A 21,082-nucleotide genomic window follows, 5' to 3' on the forward strand; every position below is an offset into this window, starting at 1 on the left:
TCTAAGTGGCCGGAGGTCTCCCGAATCTCTCCCGACGATCATTCAGAGCCGCTCAGCCCCTACTCCTTACTCCTTTTACTCCTTGGCGTCCGCGTAGCACTCCACCACCGCGGTGGTGAACGGAAAGCGCGTCGGCGTCGCGCCGAAGGCGAGGCGGCCGGCGTGGTCGCCGGCGGAGCGGATGGCCTCGACCACGGCGGGGGCCTCCTCGCGGGGGCAGTGCACGATCAGTTCGTCGTGCTGGAAGAAGACCAGCTCCGCCTTCAGGCCGGCCGTGGCCTGCCGCACCAGGGCGAGCACGATCAGCGCCCACTCGGCGGCACTGCCCTGGACGACGAAGTTGCGGGTGAACCTGCCGCGCCTGCGGGCGCCCGCCGTGCCGCCGGGGGCGGCCAGCTCCTCGTCCTGCGGCAGGCCCGCCTCCTCGGCGAGCGCGGTCGAGGACGGCGGGCAGGTGCGGCCCAGCCAGGTACGCACCAGGCGGCCCTCCTCCCCCGCCCGCGCGGCGTCGTCGACGTACGCCACGGCCCGCGGGAAACGGCGGCGCAGCTCGGCCAGGTGCCGCAGGCCGTCACCGGACGTCTGCCCGTAGATCGCCCCCAGAACGGCCAGCTTGGCGCGGTCCCGGTCACCGGCGAACAGCCGCTGCGACAGGCCCGCGTACAGGTCGTGCCCGGTGCCCGCCACCTCCATCAGGCCCGGATCGCGGGAGATCGCGGCCAGGACGCGGGGCTCGATCTGGTCGGCGTCCGCGACGACCAGGCACCAGCCCGGATCGGCGACCACCGCGCGCCGCACCACGCGCGGGATCTGCAGCGCCCCGCCGCCGCGCGTCGTCCACCGGCCGGTGACGGTGCCGCCCGGCAAGTACTCGGGCCGGAAGCGGCCCTCGTGCACCCACGCCTGCAGCCAGGCCCAGCCGTGGGCCGTGTGCAGGCGGTAGAGCTTCTTGTACTCCAGCAGGGCCGGCACGGCCGGGTGGTCGATGTCCTGCAGCTCCCAGGCGCGCGTCGAGGACAGGGCGATGCCCTCCCGGGCGAAGGCCCGCACGATGTCGGCGGGCCGGTCGGGGCGCACCCGCGCCCCCGGGCCGAACGCCCGCGAGACCTCCTCGGCCAGCTCCGCCAGGCGCCGGGTCTCCTGGCCACCGGGATAGCGCTCGCCCAGCAGCGACGTCAGCAACCCGTGGTGCACGTCGGCCCGCCAGGGCACCCCGGCCCGGCCCATCTCGGCCGCCACCAGCGTGCCCGCGGACTCGGCGGCCGCCAGCAGGCGCATGCGCTCGGGATGCGCGGTCCGGGCGGTACGGGCCAGCTGGTCGGCGTACACCTCGCGCAGGGCGGTCAGCTCGTCCGTACCGGGCGGCAGCGGCACCGGGCCCGGCTCGAACAACGACGGCTGCCCGCCGGCCGTCGCCGTCCGCACGGGCGCATCCTCCGGCACGGGCAGGCGGTGCAGCCGCGCCCAGGCGGCCGCCAGCGAGCGCGGCTGCCCGGACTGCCCCTCCTCGTGGCCGATGAGCAGGGCCTCGGCGGCCTCCACGTCGTAGCACCGCTCGACGTGCAGGCCGGCGGCGAGCAGCGTGCCGTAGGACTCGGCGGTGGACCGCCAGATCCACCGGTCCACGGTGGGCCGGGACCCGACGGCGTGAACGAGGGAGGGCTCGCGGAGGGTGGGGCCGGCGGGGTGCCCTGCGTCGTCGACGGGGCACAGCTGCACGGCCCCGTCGCGTGCGTCGGCCACCAACCACTTCATGGGGTGAGTTTCGCACCGGGGTCTGACATCGCCCGGATGGTGCAGCGCCCCGTCAGGGGCACGGGGCGCCGTGGCTCAGTGCCGGGTGCCCACCGGCTCGTCGTGGCGCGCCGGGCGCGAGGACGCCACCGTTCGTGAGCGCCCGCCCGAGGGCCCGCGGCGGATCGCCGCCAGGCCGACGCCCGCGAGGACGACCAGGCCGCCCAGCCCGGCCATCGGGCTCGGCACCGAGCCGAGGAGCAGCGCGTCCAGTGCGAGGGCCGCCACCGGTACCGCGTACAGGACCAGGGAGCTGACCGACGCCGTCGCGGCCTGCAGGACGCGCGACCAGGTGCAGAACGCCAGTACCGTGCAGCCCAGTCCGAGCCACAGGACCGCCGCGTGCTGCTGCCATCCGGCGGCCGCGGCCTGCGTGACGGCGGCGGGGGCGAAGAAGAGCAGGGGCAGCAGTCCGAAGAGGCTGCCGTAGAAGATGCAGTCCATGCCGGAGTACCGCTGCAGCAGCGGCTTCTGCAGGACGAAGGAGGTCGCCTGGGCGGCCGCCGCGAGCACGATCATGGCCATGCCGGAGCGGGTGCCGCCGCTGCCGCCGGCGAGGGCGACGAGAAGGGCGCCGCCGAGGGCGACGAGGAGGCCGGCGATGCCCCACGGGCCGGGCCGTTCGCGCAGGACGAGCATGCCCAGCGCGGTGGCGAAGACCGGCGAGGTGGCCACGAGCATGGCGGCGGTGCCGCCCTCGACGTGGCGTTCGCCCGCGTAGAGCAGGAGCTGATAGGCGGTCATGCCGGTCAGGCCGAAGCCGGCCATGCGCAGGGTGTCGCCGCGGCGCAGCCGGCTGATGCGGCCGGTCAGCAGGCACGGCAGCAGCAGGGCGACGGCGGTGACCAGGCGCAGGACGGCGATGGACTCGGGGGCGTAGCCCTCCAGGGCCATGCGGATGGCAGGGAAGGCCGAGCCCCACAGGACCGCGGTCGCGGCCATGAACTTCCACGGGGTCAACGGAAAAACACCGCCTGTCGACTCGGTATGCGTCGAACGTTTCGACGATGTTGCCGAAGCTACAGAGAATCGACTCATAAGTCGAATAACTGATTCCTCTTAGATCTCAAAGAGAATCTTTGGGTACGCACGAACGGCCTCTCCACCGCGCCGCGCGGCCCGCGCTCCCGTACCCTCGGACGGGGGACCTGCGCGCAGTGGCGCACGCCGACGGCGAAGGAGCAGTGGGTGATGAGCGGCCTGGAGACTGCGGACCATGTCAGCGTGCATCTGAGCGGATGCGGCACGGCCGACGCGGGCGTCGTCTTCGGCGCCCTGGAGGCGGCGTTCCCCGGCGGCACGGAGCCCGACGCGAGCCGGAGCGCCGCCGCCCAGAAGACCGGGGAGGGCGCCGCCACCATGTGGTGCACGGTGGTCGACGCCCGGACGCGTACGCCCCGCGGGGCGCCCTCGGCGGCCCCGCTGACCGGCGGCGTGGTGGCCGACCTGTTCGGCGCCGCCGATCCGGTGCGCCAGGTCGAAGAAGAGCTGGCGGCCGTCTTCGACGTCGAGCACCAGGGCACGGTCCCGGGAGAGCACGAGCTGGAGGTCAGGCTGCGCCTGGCGCCGCGCCCGGGCGCCTGACGGCCGGCCGCGGCCGGCGGCCGCACAGCGCCGCGTCCCGCCCTGAGGCAAGGAGGGACAGGCCATGACGCACGCGCACCATGCGGGACTGCACGACGCGCCCTATCTACCCATCGAGGACCACGGGATCATCGGTGATCTCCACACCGTGGCCCTGGTGGGGGCGGAAGGCACGATCGACTGGTGCTGTCTGCCCCGCTTCGACTCGCCCTCGGTCTTCGCCTCGTTGCTGGACGCTGAGCGCGGCGGGTTCTTCTCGGTGCGGGTGCCGGAGGTCGAGCGCACCAAGCAGATGTACCTGCCCGATTCCAACGTGCTGCTGACGCGCTTCCTCGCCGAGGACGCGGTGGCGGAGCTGTACGACTTCATGGTCCCCGACCACCCCGCCTGCTCCGCGGGTGGCATCCGGCAGATCGTCCGCCAGCTGCGGGTGGTGCGCGGCAGCGCCAGGGTGGACGTCGAGTGCCGCCCGGCGTTCGACTACGCCCGCGCCCCGCACGAGGTGGCGCTGGTCGAGGGGGTCGGCGCGGTGTTCACGAGTCCGGCCGGCCACTTGGTGCTGCGCTCCTCCGTGCCGCTGCGCGCCGACGGGGACGCGGCGCTGGCCACGGTGGAGCTGTCCGCCGGGCAGGCGCTCTCGCTCACGGCCCAGTGGGAGGGCGAGCCGCGGCCGGTGGACTGCACGGAGGTCGACCGCCTTCTGGACGACACCCTGCGCTACTGGGACGGCTGGCTGCGCCAGTCGCGCTACCAGGGCCGCTACCGCGAGGCGGTGGAACGCTCGGCCCTGGCCCTGAAGCTGCTGGTGCACCAGCCGACCGGCGCCCTGATCGCCGCTCCCACCACGTCACTGCCGGAGTCGCCGGGCGGCTCGCGCAACTGGGACTACCGCTACACCTGGGTGCGCGACGCCGCGTTCACGCTGTACGCGCTGATGCGGCTGGGCTTCACCGAGGAGGCGGCGGGGTTCGTCGACTGGCTGCACGACCGGTGTGTGGAGGCGCCGCCGGACACGGGGCTGCAGGTGCTCTACGGCATCGACGGCCGCGCCGGGCTGCCGGAGACCGAGCTGACCCACCTGGCCGGCTACCGCGGGGCCCGTCCGGTGCGCATCGGCAACGCCGCGTCCCTGCAACTGCAGCTGGACATCCACGGCGAGCTGATGGACTCCGTCTACCTGTACAACAAATACGGCGAGCCGATCTCCTACGAGTTGTGGGAGGCGCTGAGCCGGCAGCTGGAGTGGCTGGAGAAGCACTGGGAGGAGCCGGACGACGGCATCTGGGAGACCCGCGGGGGCCGGCGCCGCTTCACGTACTCGGCGCTGATGACGTGGGTGGCCTTCGAGCGGGCCATGCGCATCGCCCGCCACCGCGGCATGCCCGCCCCCGTCGAGCGCTGGCGCGATGCGGCCGCCGCGGCGTACCGGTACGTGCAGGACAGCTGCTACTCCCACGAGCTGGGGGCGTACGTGCAGTACGCGGACAGCGACGTGCTGGACGCCTCGCTGCTGGTGATGCCGCTGGTGAAGTTCGTGGGCCCGGCCGACCCGCGCTTCCTGTCCACCGTGCGGCGCCTGGAGGAACGGCTCGTCAGCGACAGTCTCGTGCACCGCTACCAGGCCGACGGCGCCGACGGGTTCACCGACCGGGAGGGCACCTTCAACCTGTGTTCCTTCTGGTACGTCGAGGCCCTGGCCCGCGCCGGCCGGGTCGGCGAGGCGCGGTACATCTTCGAGAAGATGACCACCCACGCCAACCACCTGGGCCTGTACGCCGAGGAGATCGGCCCGGCGGGCGAGGCCCTGGGCAACTTCCCGCAGGCCTTCACCCACCTGGCACTGATCAGCGCGGCCACCAATCTCGACCGCGCACTGGCCACGCAGCGCGGCGCGACGACGCGGCACTGCCGCCGCTGAGGGCGCATTGCCGAGCGCTGCGTGCCGTCACCCGGCGGCGGTCACCCGGCCGCCCAGTTCCACGACCCCGTCGCCGAGGAAGCGCGTGAGGATCTGCGATCCCGCTCCCTGCCGTACCGTCAGGGAGCGGCCCAGCTCGGCGGTCAGGACGAGGGCGGCCGCGCCGGTGGCCTCGTCCTCGGTCACCCCGTCGCCGCGCCGCGGGAAGCCCCGCGCCCGGACGCGCCCGGCGGCCTCGTCCTCCCAGGCCCAGGCGTACAGCCAGCCCTCCCCCGGCGGCGGGGCGGGCAGCTCGTCGACCTCGGCGACGGTGGCGAAGGCTTGCGTCCGCCGGCCGGGTACCCAGGCGGCCCGTCCCCGGATCCAGGTGAGTCCGTCCTCCTCCCAGGTGGGCACCTCGCCCGCCGGTGGGCGCAGGACGTCCACCGGCTCGCCGCGGCTGCGCAACCAGGACGCCACGCCGATGAGCGGGTGTCCGGCGAAGGGCAGCGGCGTGCTGGGGGTGCGGATGTCGACGCGTCCGGCCCGGGCGTCGTCGACGAAGACGGTCTCGCTGTAGCCGAGTTCGGCGGCGAGGTGCTGCCGTTCGCGCGTGCCGGGGACGGCCGCTCCGTCCATGACGACTCCGAGGGGATTGCCGCCCGTTCCGTCCGGGCCGGTGAACACCCTTACCACCGCATGATCAACCATGAGCTGATTCAATCAGCTTCGCTCGGCTTCAATCGGCGTGAGGAGCAGTGGTGGGCGAGAACAAACGGCGCATGCTGGCGGGCGAGTGGTACGTGCCCGACGATCCGGAACTGGCCGTGGACACCCGGCGGCGGGCGGAACTGTGCGCGGCGTTCAACGCGGCGTCCACGGCCACGGCGCCGGAGCGCCGCGCCCTGCTCGCGCGGCTGCTGGGCTCGGTGGGCGAGGGGGTGAACGTCCGGCCGCCCTTCCACTGCGACTTCGGCTACCACATCAGCCTCGGCTCGGGGACGTTCGTCAACTTCGGGGCGGTCTTCCTCGACGCGGCGCCGATCACCGTCGGCGCGGACGTGCAGATCGGGCCGTACGTGCAGCTGCTGACACCGCTGCACGAGATGGCCGCCGAGCGGCGGCGGGCCGGCTGGGAGCGGGCGCTGCCGATCTCTATCGGCGACAACGTCTGGCTGGGCGGCGGAGTGATCGTCTGCCCCGGCGTGAGCATCGGCGCGAACACGGTCGTCGGAGCCGGCTCGGTGGTCACCCGCGACCTGCCGGCAGGCGTGCTGGCCGTGGGCAATCCGGCGCGGGTGGTGCGCGACCTGCCGGAGTGAGGGACCCGGCGCCGCCGACTGCGCCGTACGGGTGAGGCAGAAGTGTCATGGGATGCTTCTGGGCGGGAAGAGGCACAAGGTGCCTGAACTCACCGACCCCCTGACGACCCTGGTACGGCGCCACCGCGAACCCGCCGTCGTGCAGGCGGTCCGCTCGACGCTGGCCGCGGTGATCTCCTACGTGGTCGCCCTGCAGCTGAGCAACGAGCCCCTGCCGCTGACGGCACCGCTGACCGCGCTGCTCGTCGTCCAGGTCACGCTGTACTCGACACTGACGACCGGCATCCGCAGGGTCAACTCCGTGGTGGCCGGCGTCCTGATCGCCATCGGCTTCAGTGTCCTGGTGGGCCTGACCTGGTGGAGCCTGGGCCTGATCATCCTCGCCTCCCTGATCATCGGGCGGTTCGTCCGCGCGGGTGAATTCGTGCCGGAGGTGGCGATCAGCGCCATGCTGGTGCTCGGCGTGACGAGAGTGGCCGCCACCGCCTGGGACCGGGTGCTGGAGACCCTGATCGGCGCCGTGGTGGGCCTGCTCTTCGACGTCCTGTTCGTGCCCCCGGTGTGGGTGCAGCCGGCGAGCGAGGCCATCGAGCAGCTCTCGCGCCGCATGGGGCAGTTGCTGCGGCGCGTCGGCGAGGAGGTCAGCGGGCACACGCCGGTCGCCGAGGCGGCGGCCCGGCTGCACGAGGCCCGCCGGCTGGACCACGACATCGTCCAGGTGGACGCCTCCCTGCGGCAGGCCGAGGACAGCCTGCGGCTCAACCCCCGCGTCCGCGAGGGGCTGCTGTTCCGCGTGGTGCTGCGCACCGGCCTGGACGCCCTGGAGATCGCCGCAGTGGTGCTGCGGGTGCTGTGCCGCACGCTGACCGACCTGGCCAAGGAGCGCACCGGCGAGCCGATGTTCACCCCCGAGGTGGCCGAGGCGCTGCGGGAGGTGTGCCACCACCTCGCCCGGGCGGTGGAGAGCTTCGCCGTGCTCATCACCACCCAGGTCAGCCGCAACGCCGAGAAGGCCGAGGACCGGCTGATGGAGGAGCTCGCCGCCGGCCGGGCCGGCCGCGACCGCGCCGCGCACCTGCTCCTGGAGGGCGTGCAGCGCCACCCGCGGCAGTGGCAGCTGCACGGCGCGCTGCTGGCCGAGATCGACCGCATCCTCGACGAGCTGGACGTGGAGAAGCGCACCGAGCGCCTGGCCGAGGAGCTCGACCGCGCCACCCGCGAACAGCGCGAGCGCTACCCGCTGATGCACCGCGTCCAGCGCCGCCTGCGCAGCAGCGGCTACGGCTGGCGCCGCGGCTGGTTCGCCAACCGCGACTGAGGCCGCTTCTTCGGCCGGCCGGCCTTCCGGTGCGCTCAGCCCTCGATGTGGCCCACCGCGCGGCCGCGGCGGGCCGGGGCGCGGCCGGCGGGTTGGTCGGGGGCGGGGCCGGTGGGGATGGGTGGGATGGGGCGGGACTCCGGTGCGTCGGTCAGCAGGGTGAGGCGTTCGCCGCAGTGCAGGATGTCCTGGCTCTCGCCGTCCAGCAGGGTGTACGTCGCCTGGCTGCGGGCGATCTCCACCCGTAGGCGGTGGCCGCGGAACTGGACGGTGAAGGCCAGGCGGCCGAGCTGTTCGGGCAGCCGGGGGCTGAAGGCGACCAGGCCGTCGACCTCGCGCATCCCGCCGAAGCCGATGACCAGGGCGAACCAGGTGCCGGCGAGGGAGGCGATGTGCAGGCCGTCGCGGGTGTTGCCCTCCAGGTCGAACAGGTCCATCATCGCCGCCTCGCCCAGGTAGTCGTAGGCGAGCCGCATGTGGCCGACCTCGGCCGCCATGACGGCCTGTCCGCAGGCGGACAGGGAGGAGTCGCGGACCGTCAGCTGCTCGTAGTAGGCGAAGTTGCGGGCCTTCTCCTCGGGGGTGAACGCCTCGCCGCGCAGGCACATCGCGAGGACCAGGTCGGCCTGTTTGACGACCTGCTTGCGGTAGAGGTCGAAGTAGGGGAAGTGCAGCATCAGCGGGTACTGGTTCTCGCCGGTGCGGGCGAAGTCCCACACCTGGTGCCCGGTGAAGCCCTGGGACTGCTCGTGGACGCCCAGGTCCTCGTTGTAGGGCAGGGTCATGCGCGTGGCGGCGTCGCGCCAGGCGGCGGTCTCCTCGTCGTCGACGCCCAGGGAGGCGGCGACGTCCGGGTGGCGCTCGGCGGCCACGGCCGCGGCGCGCAGATTGTGCTGGGCCATCAGGTTCGTGTAGACGTTGTCGTCCGAGATGGCGCTGTACTCGTCGGGGCCGGTCACCCCGTCGATGTGGAAGGCGCCGTGGTGGTCGTGGTGGCCCAGCGAGCGCCACAGCCGGGCCGTTTCGACGAGCAGCGGCAGCCCGACCTCCCGTTCGAAGGTCTCGTCGCAGGTGGCGCGGATGTAGCGGACCACGGCGTCGGCGATGTCGGCGTTGATGTGGAAGGCGGCCGTCCCGGCCGGCCAGTAGCCCGAGCACTCGCTGCCGTTGATGGTCCGCCAGGGGAAGGCCGCACCCTGCAGGCCCAGCTGGCGGGCGCGTTCCTGCGCCTGCGGCAGGGTGGTGTGCCGCCAGCGCAGGGCCTGCTCGACGGCCTGGGGGGCGGTGTAGGTCAGCACGGGCAGGACGAAGGTCTCGGTGTCCCAGAAGCAGTGCCCGTCGTAGCCGGGCCCGGTCAGGCCCTTGGCGGGCAGGGCCCGGGCCTCGCCGCGGGCACCGGCCTGCAGGACGTGGAAGAGGGCGAAGCGCACCGCCTGCTGGATCTCGGCGTCGCCGTCGACCTCGACGTCGGAGCGGGACCAGAAGTCGTCGAGGTAGCCGCGCTGGTCGGCGACCAGACCCTCCCAGCCGGCGCTGGTGGCGGCGGCGAGGGCGGCGTCGACCTGGTCGTGGACGGCGGGTGCGGAGCGCACCGCGGACCAGCCGTGGGCGACGATCTTCTCGGTGCGCAGCCGCTGGCCGGGACGCAGCACGGAGGTGACGGTCAGGCGGGCGAGGTCCTCGCTGCTCTCGGAGGTCGTCTCGGTCTTCAGGCCGCCGCTGACGACGTGGTGGGCGGCCGCGCCGACGCGCAGGCCGCTGCGCGCGGTGCGGTGCAGCAGCCGGATGCTGGAGCCGTTGGCGGCGTGCTGCTCGGGCACGAGCGGGGTTTCGAGGACGGCGGCGGCCCGCGGGTCGCCGTTGGCGCGGGGCAGCTGTTCGTTGGCGACGAGTTCGGACTGGATGACGATGCGCATCTCGTCGTCCAGCGGTTCGACCTCGTAGGCGACGGCGGCGATGGCGCGCTGGGTGAAGGAGACCAGCCGGGCGGAGCGGACGCGGATGCTGCGGCCGCTGGGCGAGGTCCACTCGGCGATGCGGTGCAGCAGTCCGGTACGCAGGTCGAGGAAGCGCTGGTGCTTGTGGAGTTTGCCGTAGCGCAGGTCGAAGGGTTCGTCGTCGACCAGGAGCCGGATCACCTTGCCGTTGGTGACGTTGATGACGGTCTGCCCGGACTCGGGATAGCCGTAGCCGGCCTCGGCATAGGGCAGCGGCCGGTACTCGTAGACGCCGTTGAGGTAGGTGCCGGGCATGCCGTGCGGTTCGCCCTCGTCGAGGTTGCCGCGCCAGCCGACGTGCCCGTTGGACAGGGCGAAGACCGACTCGCTCTGGGAGAGCACGTCCAGGTTGAGCTCGGTCTCGCGCAGGCACCAGGGTTCGACCATGTATGCCGGATGGGTGATCACGCGGCACCTCCGTCGGTGGTGTCGGGCCCGGTCTCGTCGAGCAGGTCGGCGAGGTCGGTGACGACGACGTCGGCGCCGTGCCGGCGCAGGGCCTCGGCCTGGCCGGCCCGGTCGACCCCGACGACGTAGCCGAAGCCGCCGGCGCGGCCGGCCTCCATGCCGGCCAGTGCGTCCTCGTAGACGACGGCCTGCTCCGGCGTGGCCCCCAGGGCCCGGGCGGCGGCGAGGAAGGTGTCGGGGTGGGGTTTGCCGGGCAGTTGGCGCTCGGCGGCGACGATGCCGTCGATGCGCACGTCGAACAGGCCGTCGATGCCGGCGGCGACGAGCACGTCGTGGCAGTTGGCGCTGGAGGAGACGACGGCGGTGCGCAGCCCGGCGGCGCGGACGGCCTCGACGTAGCGGACGGAGCCGGGGTACGCCTCGACGCCCATCTCCTTGATCTTCTGCAGGACGAGGGCGTTCTTGCGGTTGCCCAGGCCCTGGACGGTGTCCTTCTCGGGCGGGTCGCCGGGGTCGCCCTCGGGCAGGGTGATGCCGCGCGAGGCGAGGAAGGAGCGTACGCCGTCGGCCCGGGGCATGCCGTCGACGTACTCGTCGTAGTCGGCCACGGCGTCGAAGGGGCGGAAGGCGGGGCCCTCGCGGCGGCGCAGGAAGGCGTCGAAGGTCTCCTTCCAGGCCGCGGCGTGCACGGTGGCCGTCCTGGTCAGGACGCCGTCCATGTCGAACAGGCAGGCGCCGATGGTGCCGGGGAGTCCGAGTGTCGTCGTCATGGTGATCCGCTACCCCGTTCGTCCGGCAGGAACCAGCGGTGGGGGGCGATGAGCTCTTCGGCCGCGGTCGGGCCCCAGGTGCCGGGGGCGTACGGCTCGACGGGGCGCGGGGCGCGCAGCAGGGGCGCCGCCACCTCCCACAGGCGTTCGATGCCGTCGGAGCGGGTGAACAGGGACTGGTCGCCCAGCATGGCGTCGTGGAGGAGGCGTTCGTAGCCCTCCAGGCCGTAGCGGCGCTGGACGGAGTCGGCGTACCGGAAGCTCATGCGGGCGTCGGTCAGGCGCATGGCGGGGCCGGGTTCCTTGACCAGGAAGCCGGCGGCGATCCATCCGGGGTCGTCGAAGTCGACGACGAGGGTGTTGCCGCGGCGCCCGCCCCGCGTGCCGTGCCCGCGGCCCGGGGCGAGGGGGAACATGCGCAGCGGCGGCTCGGTGAAGTGGAGGGTGACGACCTGGCGGCGTTCGGCCAGGCGCTTGCCGGAGCGCAGGTAGAAGGGGACGCCGGTCCAGCGCCAGTTGTCGATCTCGGCGCGCAGGGCGACGAAGGTCTCGGTGTCGGAGTGGGGGTCGACGCCGGGTTCGGCGCGGTAGCCCTCGTACTGGCCGCGGACGACGAGGTCGGGGTCCACGGGCCGCAGGGCCTGGAAGACCTTGGCCTTCTCGTCGCGCAGCGACTTCGCGTCGAGGGCGGCGGGCGGTTCCATGGCCACGAAGCCGAGCACCTGGAAGAGGTGGGTGACGATCATGTCCCGGAAGGTGCCGGTCTCCTCGAAGAAGGCGGCCCGTCCCTCGATACCGAGGGTCTCGGGCACGTCGATCTCGACGTGGCTGATGTGGTCGCGGTTCCAGATGGGTTCGAACAGGCCGTTGGCGAAGCGCAGGGCGAGGATGTTGTCGACGGACTCCTTGCCGAGGAAGTGGTCGATGCGGAAGACGCGGTCCTCGTCGAAGACGGCGTGGACGGTGGCGTCCAGGGCCTTGGCGGAGTCGAGGTCGGTGCCGAAGGGCTTCTCGACGACGACCCGGGCGCCCTGGGCCAGACCGGTGCTGCCGAGCATCTCGACGACGGAGGCGAACGCCTGCGGGGGCACGGCCAGGTGGCACAGCCGGCGGGGGCTGCCGCCGATGGCCCGCTCGGCGTCCCGTACGGCGCCGATCAGCGGCTCGGGGTCGTGGGGGTCGGCGGCGCCGAAGGTCAGGGTGCTCTCGAACGCCTGCCAGTGCTCGCCTGCGGGCGGCTCGGACCCGAAGGTGGCGACGGCCTCCTTCGCCCGGGCGCGGAACTCCTCGTCCGTCAGGGCGTCGGCGGCGGGTGCGGAGCCGACGATGCGGTAGGAGCGCGGCATCAGCCCGGCCCGGGCGAGCCGGTACAGGCCGGGCAGCAGCTTGCGCCGGGCGAGGTCGCCGGTGGCACCGAAGAGCACGACGACGTGGTCGTCGGGCACGGGGTGGCCGTCCGGGTCGCCGGGGGGCGGGTGCGTGGCGTTCACATCCTCCACCTTCCGGCAGCCGCTGCCCGGGCGCGATTCACCTCACCCGTTCGGAGGGGCGGGCAGGGCGGTGCGCACGGGCAGCCTGCGCGGTCCGCGCACCAGCAGCCCGGGCCGGTACGGCAGGGTGGCGGGGTCGGCGGCGGGGCGCAGGTGCGGCAGGGCGGCGAACAGGCGGGGCAGGGCGATCGCCGCCTCCAGGCGGGCCAGGCGGGCGCCCAGGCAGAAGTGCGGTCCGTGGCCGAAGGCCAGGTGCGGTGCGGGGCGCCGGCCTCCGGGGCCGGGCAGGTGGCGGGCGGGGCGGAAGGCGTCGGGCGCCGGGAAGTGCCGGGGATCGCGGTTGGCGGCGGCGAGGACGACCAGGACCGACTCGCCGGCGGGTATCTCCGCCCGGCCACCTGCGTCCTGCAGGACGACGGCCTCGGTGGTGCGCCTCCAGGTGGTGCCCTCCAGGGGGCTGGCGTGCCGCAGGGTCTCCTCGACGACGGCCGCCCAGTGGGCCTCGCCGCCGGCGCGGGCGGCGGCGAGCTCGGCGGGGTGGGTGAGCAGCAGCAGCGCGGCGGAGGCGAGGAGGTTCATGGTGGTCTCGTAGCCGGCGAAGAGCAGCAGGAAGGCCATGGCCAGCAGCTCCTCGTCGCTCAGCCCGCCCTCCCCCGCGTCGTGGACCAGCGAGCTGAACAGGTCCGCGCCGGGCGTGCGGCGCTTGTGCGCGATGAGCGAGGAGAAGTAGGCGTGCAGGGCGGCCCACGCCTCGTCGGCGGCGCCCGGGGCCAGGGCGTCGGCGGGCGAGCCGACGCGGTAGGTCCACTCGCGCAGGTCGGCCCGGTCGGCCTCGGGCACGCCGAGCACCTCGCCGATCACCAGGACGGGCAGCGGGAAGGCGAAGGCGTCCACCAGGTCGGCGCCGCCCGCGTGGTCCAGGGTGTCCGCGAGGGCGGCCAGGAGCCCGTCGGTGAGCTGCTCGATGCGCGGGCGCAGGGCATCGACCCTGCGCGGGGTGAACGCGGCCGTGGTCAGCCGGCGCAGCCGCAGGTGGTCGGGGGCGTCGGAGTTGAGCATGTGCCGGGCCAGACACCCCTGGGCGCGCCGGGCGGGTGTGTCGGGGCGCGGGCGGCCGGCGCGCTGCGGGGGCACGTTGGAGAAGCGCGCGTCGGCCAGCACCGCGCGGGCCCTGTCGTAGCCGGTGACGAGCCAGGCGTGGGTGCCGTTGGCGAGCGCCACCCGGGCCGCGGGCCCGCGCGAGCGGAGTTCCGCGTAGTACGGGTACGGGTCGCGGGCGAAGCCGGGGTCGGCGGGGTCGAGGGTTTCGGGCACCCGCACATCCTTGCCGACGGCGGCGGTGCGGCGGACCGGGGGCCGGTGTCAGCTCCGGCGGCGGGCGGCTGTGCGGTTCCTACAATGCGCATCGCGGTTGCGCAGGGTGCCGGTCAGCGGCCCAGGGCCTTCTTCAGCTCGTCCTTGGTCATGTCGGAGCGGCCGTGGATGTTGCGCTTCTTCGCCTCGTTGTACAGCTGCTCCTTCGTCGGGCCCTGGGCGCCGGAGTGGGAGCGCTGGCCGCCGCGCTGGGAGGAGGACTTGTCGCGCAGCGAGGAGCGGCTGGGGGTCTTCGACTCGCCGCTGCGGGCGCGTTCCTTGTTGACGGTGCGGCCGGCGATCTCCTTGGCGCGGTTCTCGCTCTCGCCGCGGCTGCGTGCGCTGTCCTTGATGTGCTCGTACTGCCGCTCGCGCTTCGGGCTGGATCCCCTGGGCATCTGACGCTCCTTCATCGGCTGGCGCGTCCCGCGACCGGGCCGCTCAGCGTCACCCTGGCACGGGCCCCGGCGCCGCGCAGGGCGAGGGCCGCCGATCGGGGCGGCTCAGCCGCGCGGGTCCGGGGTGCGGGTGACCGTGCGGCCCAGGCGGGCCGCGGCGCGGGCGAAGGCGGCCGCGTCGTGCACGGCGGCGCCTCCGGGGTCGTTGTTGAAGTAGACGTATACCTCGTCGCGATCGGGCCATGCCTCGGCGATGCGGCCGGCCCAGGAGACCAGGGCCTGGTGCCCGTAGCGGGGCCAGGGCGTGGCGGCGCCGCTGTGGAAGCGCACGTACCCCCACTCCGCGGTGCGCCACAGCGGCGTGACGGGCCGGGAGTCGTGGTCGGCCCAGCACAGGGCCGCGCCGTGCCGCTCCAGCACGGTGCGCACCTCGTGCGTCCACCAGGTCTCGTGGCGGGGTTCGACGGCCACGCGCACGGTGCCCGGGAAGCAGTCCAGGGCGGCCTCGAGGACGCCGGGGTCGGCCTTGAGGGTGGGCGGGAGCTGGAGCAGGACGGGACCCAGGCGCGGGCCGAGGCCGGCGGCGTGCCGCAGGAGGCGCTCCACGGGCTCCTGCGGGTCGCGCAGCCGCTTGATGTGGGTCAGGAAGCGGCTGGCCTTGACGGCCATGACGAAGTCCTCGGGGGTGCGCTCGCGCCAGGCGGCGAAGGTCTCGGGGGTGGGCAGGCGGTAGAAGGCGTTGTTGTTCTCGACCGTGGTGAAGTGCCGGGCGTACTCCTCCAGCCACAGCCGCTGCGGCACGTCCGGCGGGTAGAGCCGGCCGCGCCAGTCCTTGTACTGCCATCCGGAGGTGCCGACGAGCAGGGGCATGTGCCCAGGGTCGCACCGCCCCGGCGGCGGTGCTGCTGCACGGGTGCTGCTGCATGGGTGCTGCTTCACTGGTCCCGTGGAGTGCGTCTTCTGTGCGATCGCGGCGGGTGAGGCGGACGGTCACCGGGTGTTCGAGGACGAGGCGGTGGTGGCCTTCCTGGACGCCCGGCCGCTGTTCCCGGGCCATGTGCTGGTCGTGCCGCGGCGGCACGCCGAGACGCTCACGGACCTGCCGCCGGAGCAGGTGGGACCGTTCTTCCTGCGGGTGCAGCGGATCGCCGGGGCCGTCGAGCGGGGCATGGGGGCCGCCGGGTCGTTCGTCGCCGCGAACAACCGGGTCAGCCAGTCGGTGCCGCACTTCCACGTGCACGTGGTGCCGCGCAACCGCAAGGACGGGCTGCGGGGCTTCTTCTGGCCGCGCGGCCGGTACGCGTCCGATCAGGAGGCGGCCGCGGTCGCGGCGCGGGTACGGGCGGCGCTTGACGGCCCCTGACGGGCGCGCCGGGCCTGCTCGCGTGGACTGCGGGCCCCGATCCGGTCATATTGGAATTACGGCTCCTCTTGCCGTCGACAGCCGACCGAAAGTCCCCTTTTCCGGAGCCTTCCGGAGCCCGGGCCCCGGGGCCGGAGGTGGAGGATGCGGTTCACCGACCGAGTGGACGCCGGCCGGCGCCTGGCCGGCCGGCTGGAGCACCTGCGCGCCGAGGACCCGGTGGTCCTCGGCCTGCCGCGCGGCGGTGTGCCCGTGGCCTACCAGGTGGCCCGGGAGCTGGGCGCCCCGCTGGACGTGATCCTGGTGCGCAAGCTGGGCGTGCCGTACCACCGCGAGCTGGGCTTCGGCGCCATCGGCGAGGGCGGGGTGCGGGTGGTCAGCGAGGACATCATGCGGCTGAGCCGCGTCGACGAGGACGACCTGGCCGAGGTCGAACGCGGCGAGCAGGCCGAGATGTCCCGGCAGGCCGAGCGCTTCCGCGGCGGGCGCCCCCGCGTTCCGCTGGAGGGCCGCACCGCGGTGCTCGTCGACGACGGCATCGCCACCGGCGCCTCGGCGTCGGCGGCGTGCCGGGTGGCGCGCGCCCACGGCGCCGCCCGCGTCGTGCTGGCCGTGCCGGTCGCCCCGCCCGACGCGGCGGCGGCCCTGCGCCACGAATGCGACGAATTCGTCTGCCTGAGCACGCCGGCGGCGTTCTCGGCGGTCGGCGAGTGGTACCACGACTTCTCCCAGACCGCCGACGAGGAGGTCGTCGAGCTGCTGCGGCGCAATGCCGGCGAGACCGCGGGCGGCGGCACGGACAAGGACTGCGGCTGCCCGGCCCGCTCGGGCCCGGTGAAGCTGCCGGTGGACGACGGGCGCCTCACCCTCGACGGTGATCTGGACGTGCCCGCCGGGGCCCCGGGGCTGGTGGTCTTCGCGCACGGCAGTGGCAGCAGCCGGCTCAGCCCGCGCAACCGCGCGGTGGCGACGGCGCTGAACGCGGCCGGCCTGGGCACTTTGCTGTTCGACCTGCTGACCCCGGCCGAGGAGGGCGACCGGGCCAATGTCTTCGCCGTCGAGCCGCTCGCGCGCCGGCTCGGCGAGGTGACGGACTGGCTGCACCGTCACACCGGCGTGCCCGTCTGCTACTTCGGCGCGAGTACCGGCGCGGCGGCCGCCCTGTGGGCCGCGGCCGACGCCGCCCGCGCCGGCGGCGCGGGCATCGCCGCCGTGGTCTCCCGCGGCGGCCGGCCCGACCTCGCGGGCCCCCGGCTGGCCGAGGTCACCGCACCGACCCTGCTCGTCGTCGGCGGCCGGGACGAGACGGTGCTGGACCTGAACCGGCGTGCCGCCGAGCAGCTGACCTGCGAGAACCGGCTCGCCGTCGTCCCGGGCGCCACCCACCTGTTCGAGGAGCCGGGGACGCTGGAGGCCGTGGCGGACCTGGCGTGCGCGTGGTTCACCGGACACCTGACCCCTGACACCGAGCAGTGACAGCGAGCAGTGACAGCCAGTAGTGGGTGATCACCATGGAGAAGATCGTCGACTGCACCATCGAGATGCAGTTCCGCGAGATCGACGCCACCACGCAGGCCGACGTACGGCTGCGGATGAACGACGGCCAGCGGTTCAGCTCGCAGGGCGTCGCCAACCGCAACCCCGACGACCGCGGCCAGCAGCGCGTCGGCGAGGAGGTCGCGGCCGCCCGCGCGCTGACCGGCCTGGCCGAGCAACTGCTGGACAAGGCGGGCGAGGACATCCGGGAGGTCATGCACGAGGACGCCCACCTCACGCACTGAAAAGCCCACGGCAAGGAGGCGGCGATGTCGCACGCAGCACAGTGGAAGGTCAGCGTAGAGCTCCGGGAGGAGAACGGGCGCACGACGGCCCGGGCCGACCTGGAGACCGGCGGCGGCGCGAAGACCGGTGACGCCCACCTCACCGGCCGCGGAACGGCGCAGTGCGCCCCGGACGACGCGGACGTCCCGGCGATAGGCGACGAGTTCGCCGCCGGCCGCGCCCTGCGCGACCTGGGCAACCGTCTTCTGGAGGCGGCCGAGAAGGACGTGGAGGCCCACGGCGCGGCCCCGGAGCCGCGCACCTCGACGCCGTACGCCTGGCCGGTGTGAGGGGCCGGCGAGGGGGCCTGCATACTTGCGCCCGGCATTCCGTCCCGCGTAAGGAAACACCCCCGTGCTGCACGTCCGCCCCCGCCGCGCCGCCCTCGCGGCCCTGGCCGCCTCGTCGCTCCTGCTGCTGTCCGCCTGCGACGGGGACACCGCCCCGGCCGGCGCCGGGACGAAGGCCCGCAGCACGCCCTCCGCTCCCCCGGAGGCCATCACCGCCGCCCAGGCGCAGCAGGCCCTCGTCACGGTCGAGGACCTGCCGGCGGGATGGCAGCTGCAGCCGGACACCGGCCTGGACAAGTCCCAGGGAGCCCAGGAGGAGATCATCTCGGGGGTGAAGCCCGTGTGCGCGCCGATCACCGCGGTCCTCAACACCGGCCGGCTGGAGGAGGACCGCAAGGCCGACGCCCAGGAGGTGTTCACCAAGAAGGGCGACACGACGGCCGTGGTGCAGGACGTCAGCGGGTACTCCCGGGCCCAGGCGGAGAAGGCCGTGGCGGCCTTGCGCACGGCCGTGGAGCAGTGCGGCACCTTCACCGGCACCATGGGCGGCAAGAAGGCCGTGCTGACGGTGAAGAAGGCCGCCGGACTGCCGGCGTACGGTGACGAGTCCCTCGGCTACACCGTCCGGATCGTGCAGGGCGGCACCACGCAGATGGACTTCGACCTGGACACCATCCGCAGCCACGGCGCCGTGACGACGCTGTGGAACAACTACTCGGACACCGGCGACCGCGGTACGACGGCCTTCCGCAAGGCCCTGGCCAGGGCCGGTGCGAAGCTGGTCGCCGCGGCCGCCGGGACGCCCTGACCGGCCCTCAGGACGGCTCCCACGTCCACTCCGCCACCTCCGGCATGTCGGTGCCGTGGGCCCGTACCCAGGTGTGGTGGCGGGCGCGGGCGTCGGCCATGGCCTGGCGGACGGGGGCGGCGGGGACCGTGAGGCCGGGGACGCGGTCGACGACGTCCATGACGAGGCGGTAGCGGTCGAGGTCGTTGCGCACGACCATGTCGAAGGGCGTGGTCGTGGTGCCGGACTCCTTGTAGCCGCGCACGTGCAGGTTGCGGTGGCCGGTGCGGCGGTAGGCCAGGCGGTGGATGAGCCACGGGTAGCCGTGGTAGGCGAAGATCACCGGCTTGTCGGGGGTGAACAGCGCGTCGTACTCGTGGTCGGGCATGCCGTGCGGGTGCTCCTCCCGGGGCATCAGGCGGGCGATGTCGACGACGTTGACGACGCGGACGGCCAGCTGCGGCAGGTGACGGCGCAGCAGGCCGGCCGCCGCGAGGACCTCCTGGGTGGGGATGTCGCCGGCGGCGGCGAGGACGACGTCGGGGCCGGCGCCGTTCTCGGTACCGGCCCACTCCCAGATGCCGGCGCCGCGGGCGCAGTGGACGCGGGCGTCGTCGAGGCCGAGCCAGTCGAAGCAGGGCTGTTTGCCGGCGACGACGACATTGACGTAGTCGCGGCTGCGCAGGACGTGGTCGGCGACGGCCAGGAGGGTGTTGGCGTCCGGCGGCAGGTACACGCGGACGGCTTCGGGGCTCTTGTTGAGGACGTGGTCGACGAAGCCGGGGTCCTGATGGGAGAAGCCGTTGTGGTCCTGGCGCCAGACGTGGGAGGTGAGGAGGTAGTTGAGGGAGGCGATGGGGCGTCGCCAGGGCAGGGCACGGGAGGTGCGCAGCCACTTGATGTGCTGGTTGACCATCGAGTCCACGATGTGCACGAACGCCTCGTAGGAGGAGAAGAGCCCGTGCCGGCCGGTGAGCAGGTAGCCCTCCAGCCAGCCCTGGCAGAGGTGTTCGGAGAGGACCTCCATCACCCGTCCGTGGCGGCCCAGGTGCTCGTCGGTGGCCACGACGTCCTCCTGCCACGCCTTGGCCGTGCTCTCCAGGACGGCCTCCAGGCGGTTGGAGGCGGTCTCGTCGGGGCCGACGAGACGGAAGTCGCGCCGGTCGGCGGTGTCGGTCATGACATCGCGCAGGAGTCCGCCCAGGACGCGGGTGGGCTCGTGGCGGGTGCTGCCGGGCGCCTTGACGGCAACGGCGTAGTCCTCCAGGGGCCGCAGGGGCAGCTCGCGCAGCAGCAGCCCGCCGTTGGCGTACGGGCTGGCGCCGAGCCGGCGGGGGCCTTCGGGCACGCAGGCGAGGACCTCCGGCCGGGGCCGGCCGTGGTCGTCGAAGAGTTCGGCGGGGCGGTAGGAGCGCAGCCATTCCTCCAGACGGCGCAGGTGCCCGGGGTCGTCCCGCACCCCGGAGAGGGGGACCTGGTGGGCGCGCCAGGTGCCCTCGACGGGCACGCCGTCGACGTCCTTGGGCCCGGTCCAGCCCTTGGGGGTGCGCAGGACGATCACGGGCCAGCGCGGGCGTTCGGCAACGCCCTCCCGGCGGGCGGCGTGCTGCAGCAGGGCGATGCGCTCCAGGGCGGTGTCCATCGCCACGGCCATGTCGTGGTGCACCTGCAGGGGGTCGTCGCCGCTGACGTGGATGGGCAGGTGGCCGTAGCCGCGCAGGAGCTCGTCGAGCTCGGGCTCCGGCAGGCGGGCGAGGACGGTGGGGTTGGCGATCTTGTAGCCGTTGAGGTGGAGGATGGGCAGCACGGCCCCGTCGTGGACGGGGTCGAGGAACTTGTTGGAGTGCCAGGACGCGGCCAGCGGCCCGGTCTCCGCCTCCCCGTCACCGATCACACAGGCCACCACCAGGTCGGGGTGGTCGAACGCGGCCCCGTAGGCGTGGGCGAGGCTGTAGCCGAGCTCACCCCCCTCATGGATCGAGCCCGGCGTCTCGGGCGCCACGTGGCTGGGGACCCCGCCGGGGAAGGAGAACTGGCGGAAGAGCCGCGCCATGCCCGCCGCGTCCCGGCCGACGTCCGGGTACACCTCGCCGTAGCTGCCGTCCAGCCAGGAGTTGGCGAGGACGGCGGGCCCGCCGTGCCCCGGCCCCCACACGCACACCACGTCCAGGTCGCGGGCCCGGACGACCCGGTTGAGGTGGGTGTGCACCAGGTTGAGCCCGGGTGAGGTGCCCCAGTGCCCCAGCAGCCGCGGCTTGATGTGCTCGGGGCGCAGCGGCTCGGTCAGCAGCGGGTTGTCCAGGAGGTAGATCTGGCCGGCGGAGAGGTAGTTGGCCGCGCGCCAGTGGGCGTCGAGCGCGGCCAGCTCGTCCGCGCCGGGGCCGTCGGGGTGGTCGGGCATGGTCGCTCCTCGGGTCTGCGTCGGTACGGGTCGTCACGTCGGTACGGGCCGATGGCGACGTGCACCGGAGCGGCTGCCCTGCCGTCAGT

At 73.8% G+C, this 21,082-nt stretch carries 19 protein-coding genes; 9 read left to right on the forward strand and 10 right to left on the reverse strand.

The window, feature by feature from the left end:
• Window positions 1-75 precede the first annotated feature (75 nt).
• Window positions 76-1,755 (reverse strand): bifunctional 3'-5' exonuclease/DNA polymerase, encoded by a 1,680-nt coding sequence (locus AB0K17_RS08130; RefSeq protein WP_365982505.1) that lies wholly within the window; start codon window positions 1,753-1,755, stop codon window positions 76-78.
• A gap of 75 nt (window positions 1,756-1,830) precedes the next feature.
• The gene (locus AB0K17_RS08135) at window positions 1,831-2,736 is read right to left on the reverse strand and encodes a DMT family transporter (RefSeq protein ID WP_365982506.1); all 906 of its coding nucleotides are present in this window, start codon (window positions 2,734-2,736) and stop codon (window positions 1,831-1,833) included.
• 249 nt (window positions 2,737-2,985) lie between these two features.
• Here AB0K17_RS08135 and AB0K17_RS08140 point away from each other — a divergent pair, with 249 nt between their 5' ends.
• Together AB0K17_RS08140 and AB0K17_RS08145 are read left to right on the forward strand one after the other, a co-directional pair.
• Window positions 2,986-3,378 carry a hypothetical protein gene (locus AB0K17_RS08140; protein WP_365982507.1) on the forward strand — a complete coding sequence of 131 codons (393 nt, stop codon included), beginning with the start codon at window positions 2,986-2,988 and terminating at the stop codon, window positions 3,376-3,378.
• A gap of 64 nt (window positions 3,379-3,442) precedes the next feature.
• A complete protein-coding gene (locus tag AB0K17_RS08145; protein WP_365982508.1) occupies window positions 3,443-5,296 on the forward strand; it encodes a glycoside hydrolase family 15 protein in 1,854 nt (617 codons plus the stop codon).
• Window positions 5,297-5,323: 27 nt separating this feature from the next.
• Here AB0K17_RS08145 and AB0K17_RS08150 read toward each other — a convergent pair whose 3' ends face one another.
• Window positions 5,324-5,986 (reverse strand): PhzF family phenazine biosynthesis protein, encoded by a 663-nt coding sequence (locus AB0K17_RS08150; RefSeq protein ID WP_365982509.1) that lies wholly within the window; start codon window positions 5,984-5,986, stop codon window positions 5,324-5,326.
• A gap of 50 nt (window positions 5,987-6,036) precedes the next feature.
• On the opposite strand from AB0K17_RS08150, the gene AB0K17_RS08155 reads away from it, so the two are divergent.
• Complete coding sequence (locus tag AB0K17_RS08155) at window positions 6,037-6,597, forward strand: sugar O-acetyltransferase (protein ID WP_365964750.1); 561 nt, start codon at window positions 6,037-6,039, stop codon at window positions 6,595-6,597.
• Between the two features lie 79 nt (window positions 6,598-6,676).
• Complete coding sequence (locus tag AB0K17_RS08160) at window positions 6,677-7,915, forward strand: FUSC family protein (protein WP_365964751.1); 1,239 nt, start codon at window positions 6,677-6,679, stop codon at window positions 7,913-7,915.
• A gap of 35 nt (window positions 7,916-7,950) precedes the next feature.
• Here the strand turns inward: AB0K17_RS08160 and AB0K17_RS08165 are convergent, their stop codons facing one another.
• The 6 genes from AB0K17_RS08165 to AB0K17_RS08190 form a co-directional block, all read right to left on the reverse strand.
• Window positions 7,951-10,320 carry a glycosyl hydrolase family 65 protein gene (locus AB0K17_RS08165; protein ID WP_365964752.1) on the reverse strand — a complete coding sequence of 790 codons (2,370 nt, stop codon included), beginning with the start codon at window positions 10,318-10,320 and terminating at the stop codon, window positions 7,951-7,953.
• Window positions 10,317-11,090, reverse strand: a complete 774-nt coding sequence (locus AB0K17_RS08170; protein WP_365964753.1) for a beta-phosphoglucomutase family hydrolase — start codon at window positions 11,088-11,090, stop codon at window positions 10,317-10,319. Before AB0K17_RS08170 ends, AB0K17_RS08165 begins: the two co-directional genes overlap by 4 nt.
• Window positions 11,087-12,580, reverse strand: coding sequence for a glucose-6-phosphate dehydrogenase (gene zwf / locus AB0K17_RS08175; RefSeq protein WP_365964754.1), 1,494 nt, complete (start codon window positions 12,578-12,580; stop codon window positions 11,087-11,089). Before zwf ends, AB0K17_RS08170 begins: the two co-directional genes overlap by 4 nt.
• A 42-nt stretch (window positions 12,581-12,622) precedes the next feature.
• Window positions 12,623-13,894 (reverse strand): cytochrome P450, encoded by a 1,272-nt coding sequence (locus AB0K17_RS08180; RefSeq protein ID WP_365982510.1) that lies wholly within the window; start codon window positions 13,892-13,894, stop codon window positions 12,623-12,625.
• 113 nt (window positions 13,895-14,007) lie between these two features.
• Window positions 14,008-14,331 carry a plasmid stabilization protein gene (locus AB0K17_RS08185; protein WP_365982511.1) on the reverse strand — a complete coding sequence of 108 codons (324 nt, stop codon included), beginning with the start codon at window positions 14,329-14,331 and terminating at the stop codon, window positions 14,008-14,010.
• A 105-nt stretch (window positions 14,332-14,436) separates the two neighbouring features.
• A complete protein-coding gene (locus AB0K17_RS08190) occupies window positions 14,437-15,201 on the reverse strand; it encodes a DUF72 domain-containing protein (RefSeq protein WP_365982512.1) in 765 nt (254 codons plus the stop codon).
• Window positions 15,202-15,277: 76 nt separating this feature from the next.
• Between AB0K17_RS08190 and AB0K17_RS08195 the strand changes: the two genes are divergently transcribed.
• The 5 genes from AB0K17_RS08195 to AB0K17_RS08215 all read left to right on the forward strand — a co-directional run bounded on the left by AB0K17_RS08195 (window position 15,278) and on the right by AB0K17_RS08215 (window position 18,613).
• Window positions 15,278-15,694 (forward strand): HIT domain-containing protein, encoded by a 417-nt coding sequence (locus AB0K17_RS08195; protein WP_365964758.1) that lies wholly within the window; start codon window positions 15,278-15,280, stop codon window positions 15,692-15,694.
• Window positions 15,695-15,838: 144 nt separating this feature from the next.
• On the forward strand, window positions 15,839-17,170 hold the full coding sequence (locus tag AB0K17_RS08200; protein ID WP_365982513.1) for an alpha/beta family hydrolase: 1,332 nt from the start codon (window positions 15,839-15,841) through the stop codon (window positions 17,168-17,170).
• Between the two features lie 35 nt (window positions 17,171-17,205).
• Complete coding sequence (locus AB0K17_RS08205) at window positions 17,206-17,475, forward strand: DUF1876 domain-containing protein (RefSeq protein WP_365964932.1); 270 nt, start codon at window positions 17,206-17,208, stop codon at window positions 17,473-17,475.
• Between the two features lie 24 nt (window positions 17,476-17,499).
• Window positions 17,500-17,805, forward strand: coding sequence for a dsRBD fold-containing protein (locus tag AB0K17_RS08210; protein WP_365982514.1), 306 nt, complete (start codon window positions 17,500-17,502; stop codon window positions 17,803-17,805).
• A 64-nt stretch (window positions 17,806-17,869) separates the two neighbouring features.
• Window positions 17,870-18,613: a hypothetical protein gene (locus AB0K17_RS08215; RefSeq protein WP_365982515.1), complete on the forward strand. Its 744-nt coding sequence runs from the start codon at window positions 17,870-17,872 to the stop codon at window positions 18,611-18,613.
• 7 nt (window positions 18,614-18,620) lie between these two features.
• Here AB0K17_RS08215 and AB0K17_RS08220 read toward each other — a convergent pair whose 3' ends face one another.
• The gene (locus AB0K17_RS08220) at window positions 18,621-20,993 is read right to left on the reverse strand and encodes a phosphoketolase family protein (RefSeq protein WP_365982516.1); all 2,373 of its coding nucleotides are present in this window, start codon (window positions 20,991-20,993) and stop codon (window positions 18,621-18,623) included.
• Between the last annotated feature and the right edge of the window lie 89 nt (window positions 20,994-21,082).

It is taken from the genome of Streptomyces sp. NPDC049585 (assembly GCF_040675615.1).
Lineage (GTDB): Bacteria > Actinomycetota > Actinomycetes > Streptomycetales > Streptomycetaceae > Streptomyces > Streptomyces luteosporeus.

What these genes read in the sequence shown, in the direction of transcription:
- AB0K17_RS08170 (WP_365964753.1), bottom strand. Translation starts at nt 11,090, where the DNA reads ATGACGACGACACTCGGACTCCCCGGCACCATCGGCGCCTGCCTGTTC.
- AB0K17_RS08190 (WP_365982512.1), bottom strand. Translation starts at nt 15,201, where the DNA reads ATGCCCCTGCTCGTCGGCACCTCCGGATGGCAGTACAAGGACTGGCGC.
- AB0K17_RS08145 (WP_365982508.1), top strand. Translation starts at nt 3,443, where the DNA reads ATGACGCACGCGCACCATGCGGGACTGCACGACGCGCCCTATCTACCC.
- AB0K17_RS08210 (WP_365982514.1), top strand. Translation starts at nt 17,500, where the DNA reads ATGTCGCACGCAGCACAGTGGAAGGTCAGCGTAGAGCTCCGGGAGGAG.
- AB0K17_RS08185 (WP_365982511.1), bottom strand. Translation starts at nt 14,331, where the DNA reads ATGCCCAGGGGATCCAGCCCGAAGCGCGAGCGGCAGTACGAGCACATC.
- AB0K17_RS08135 (WP_365982506.1), bottom strand. Translation starts at nt 2,736, where the DNA reads ATGGCCGCGACCGCGGTCCTGTGGGGCTCGGCCTTCCCTGCCATCCGC.
- AB0K17_RS08220 (WP_365982516.1), bottom strand. Translation starts at nt 20,993, where the DNA reads ATGCCCGACCACCCCGACGGCCCCGGCGCGGACGAGCTGGCCGCGCTC.
- AB0K17_RS08150 (WP_365982509.1), bottom strand. Translation starts at nt 5,986, where the DNA reads ATGGTTGATCATGCGGTGGTAAGGGTGTTCACCGGCCCGGACGGAACG.
- AB0K17_RS08200 (WP_365982513.1), top strand. Translation starts at nt 15,839, where the DNA reads ATGCGGTTCACCGACCGAGTGGACGCCGGCCGGCGCCTGGCCGGCCGG.
- AB0K17_RS08130 (WP_365982505.1), bottom strand. Translation starts at nt 1,755, where the DNA reads ATGAAGTGGTTGGTGGCCGACGCACGCGACGGGGCCGTGCAGCTGTGC.
- AB0K17_RS08140 (WP_365982507.1), top strand. Translation starts at nt 2,986, where the DNA reads ATGAGCGGCCTGGAGACTGCGGACCATGTCAGCGTGCATCTGAGCGGA.
- AB0K17_RS08205 (WP_365964932.1), top strand. Translation starts at nt 17,206, where the DNA reads ATGGAGAAGATCGTCGACTGCACCATCGAGATGCAGTTCCGCGAGATC.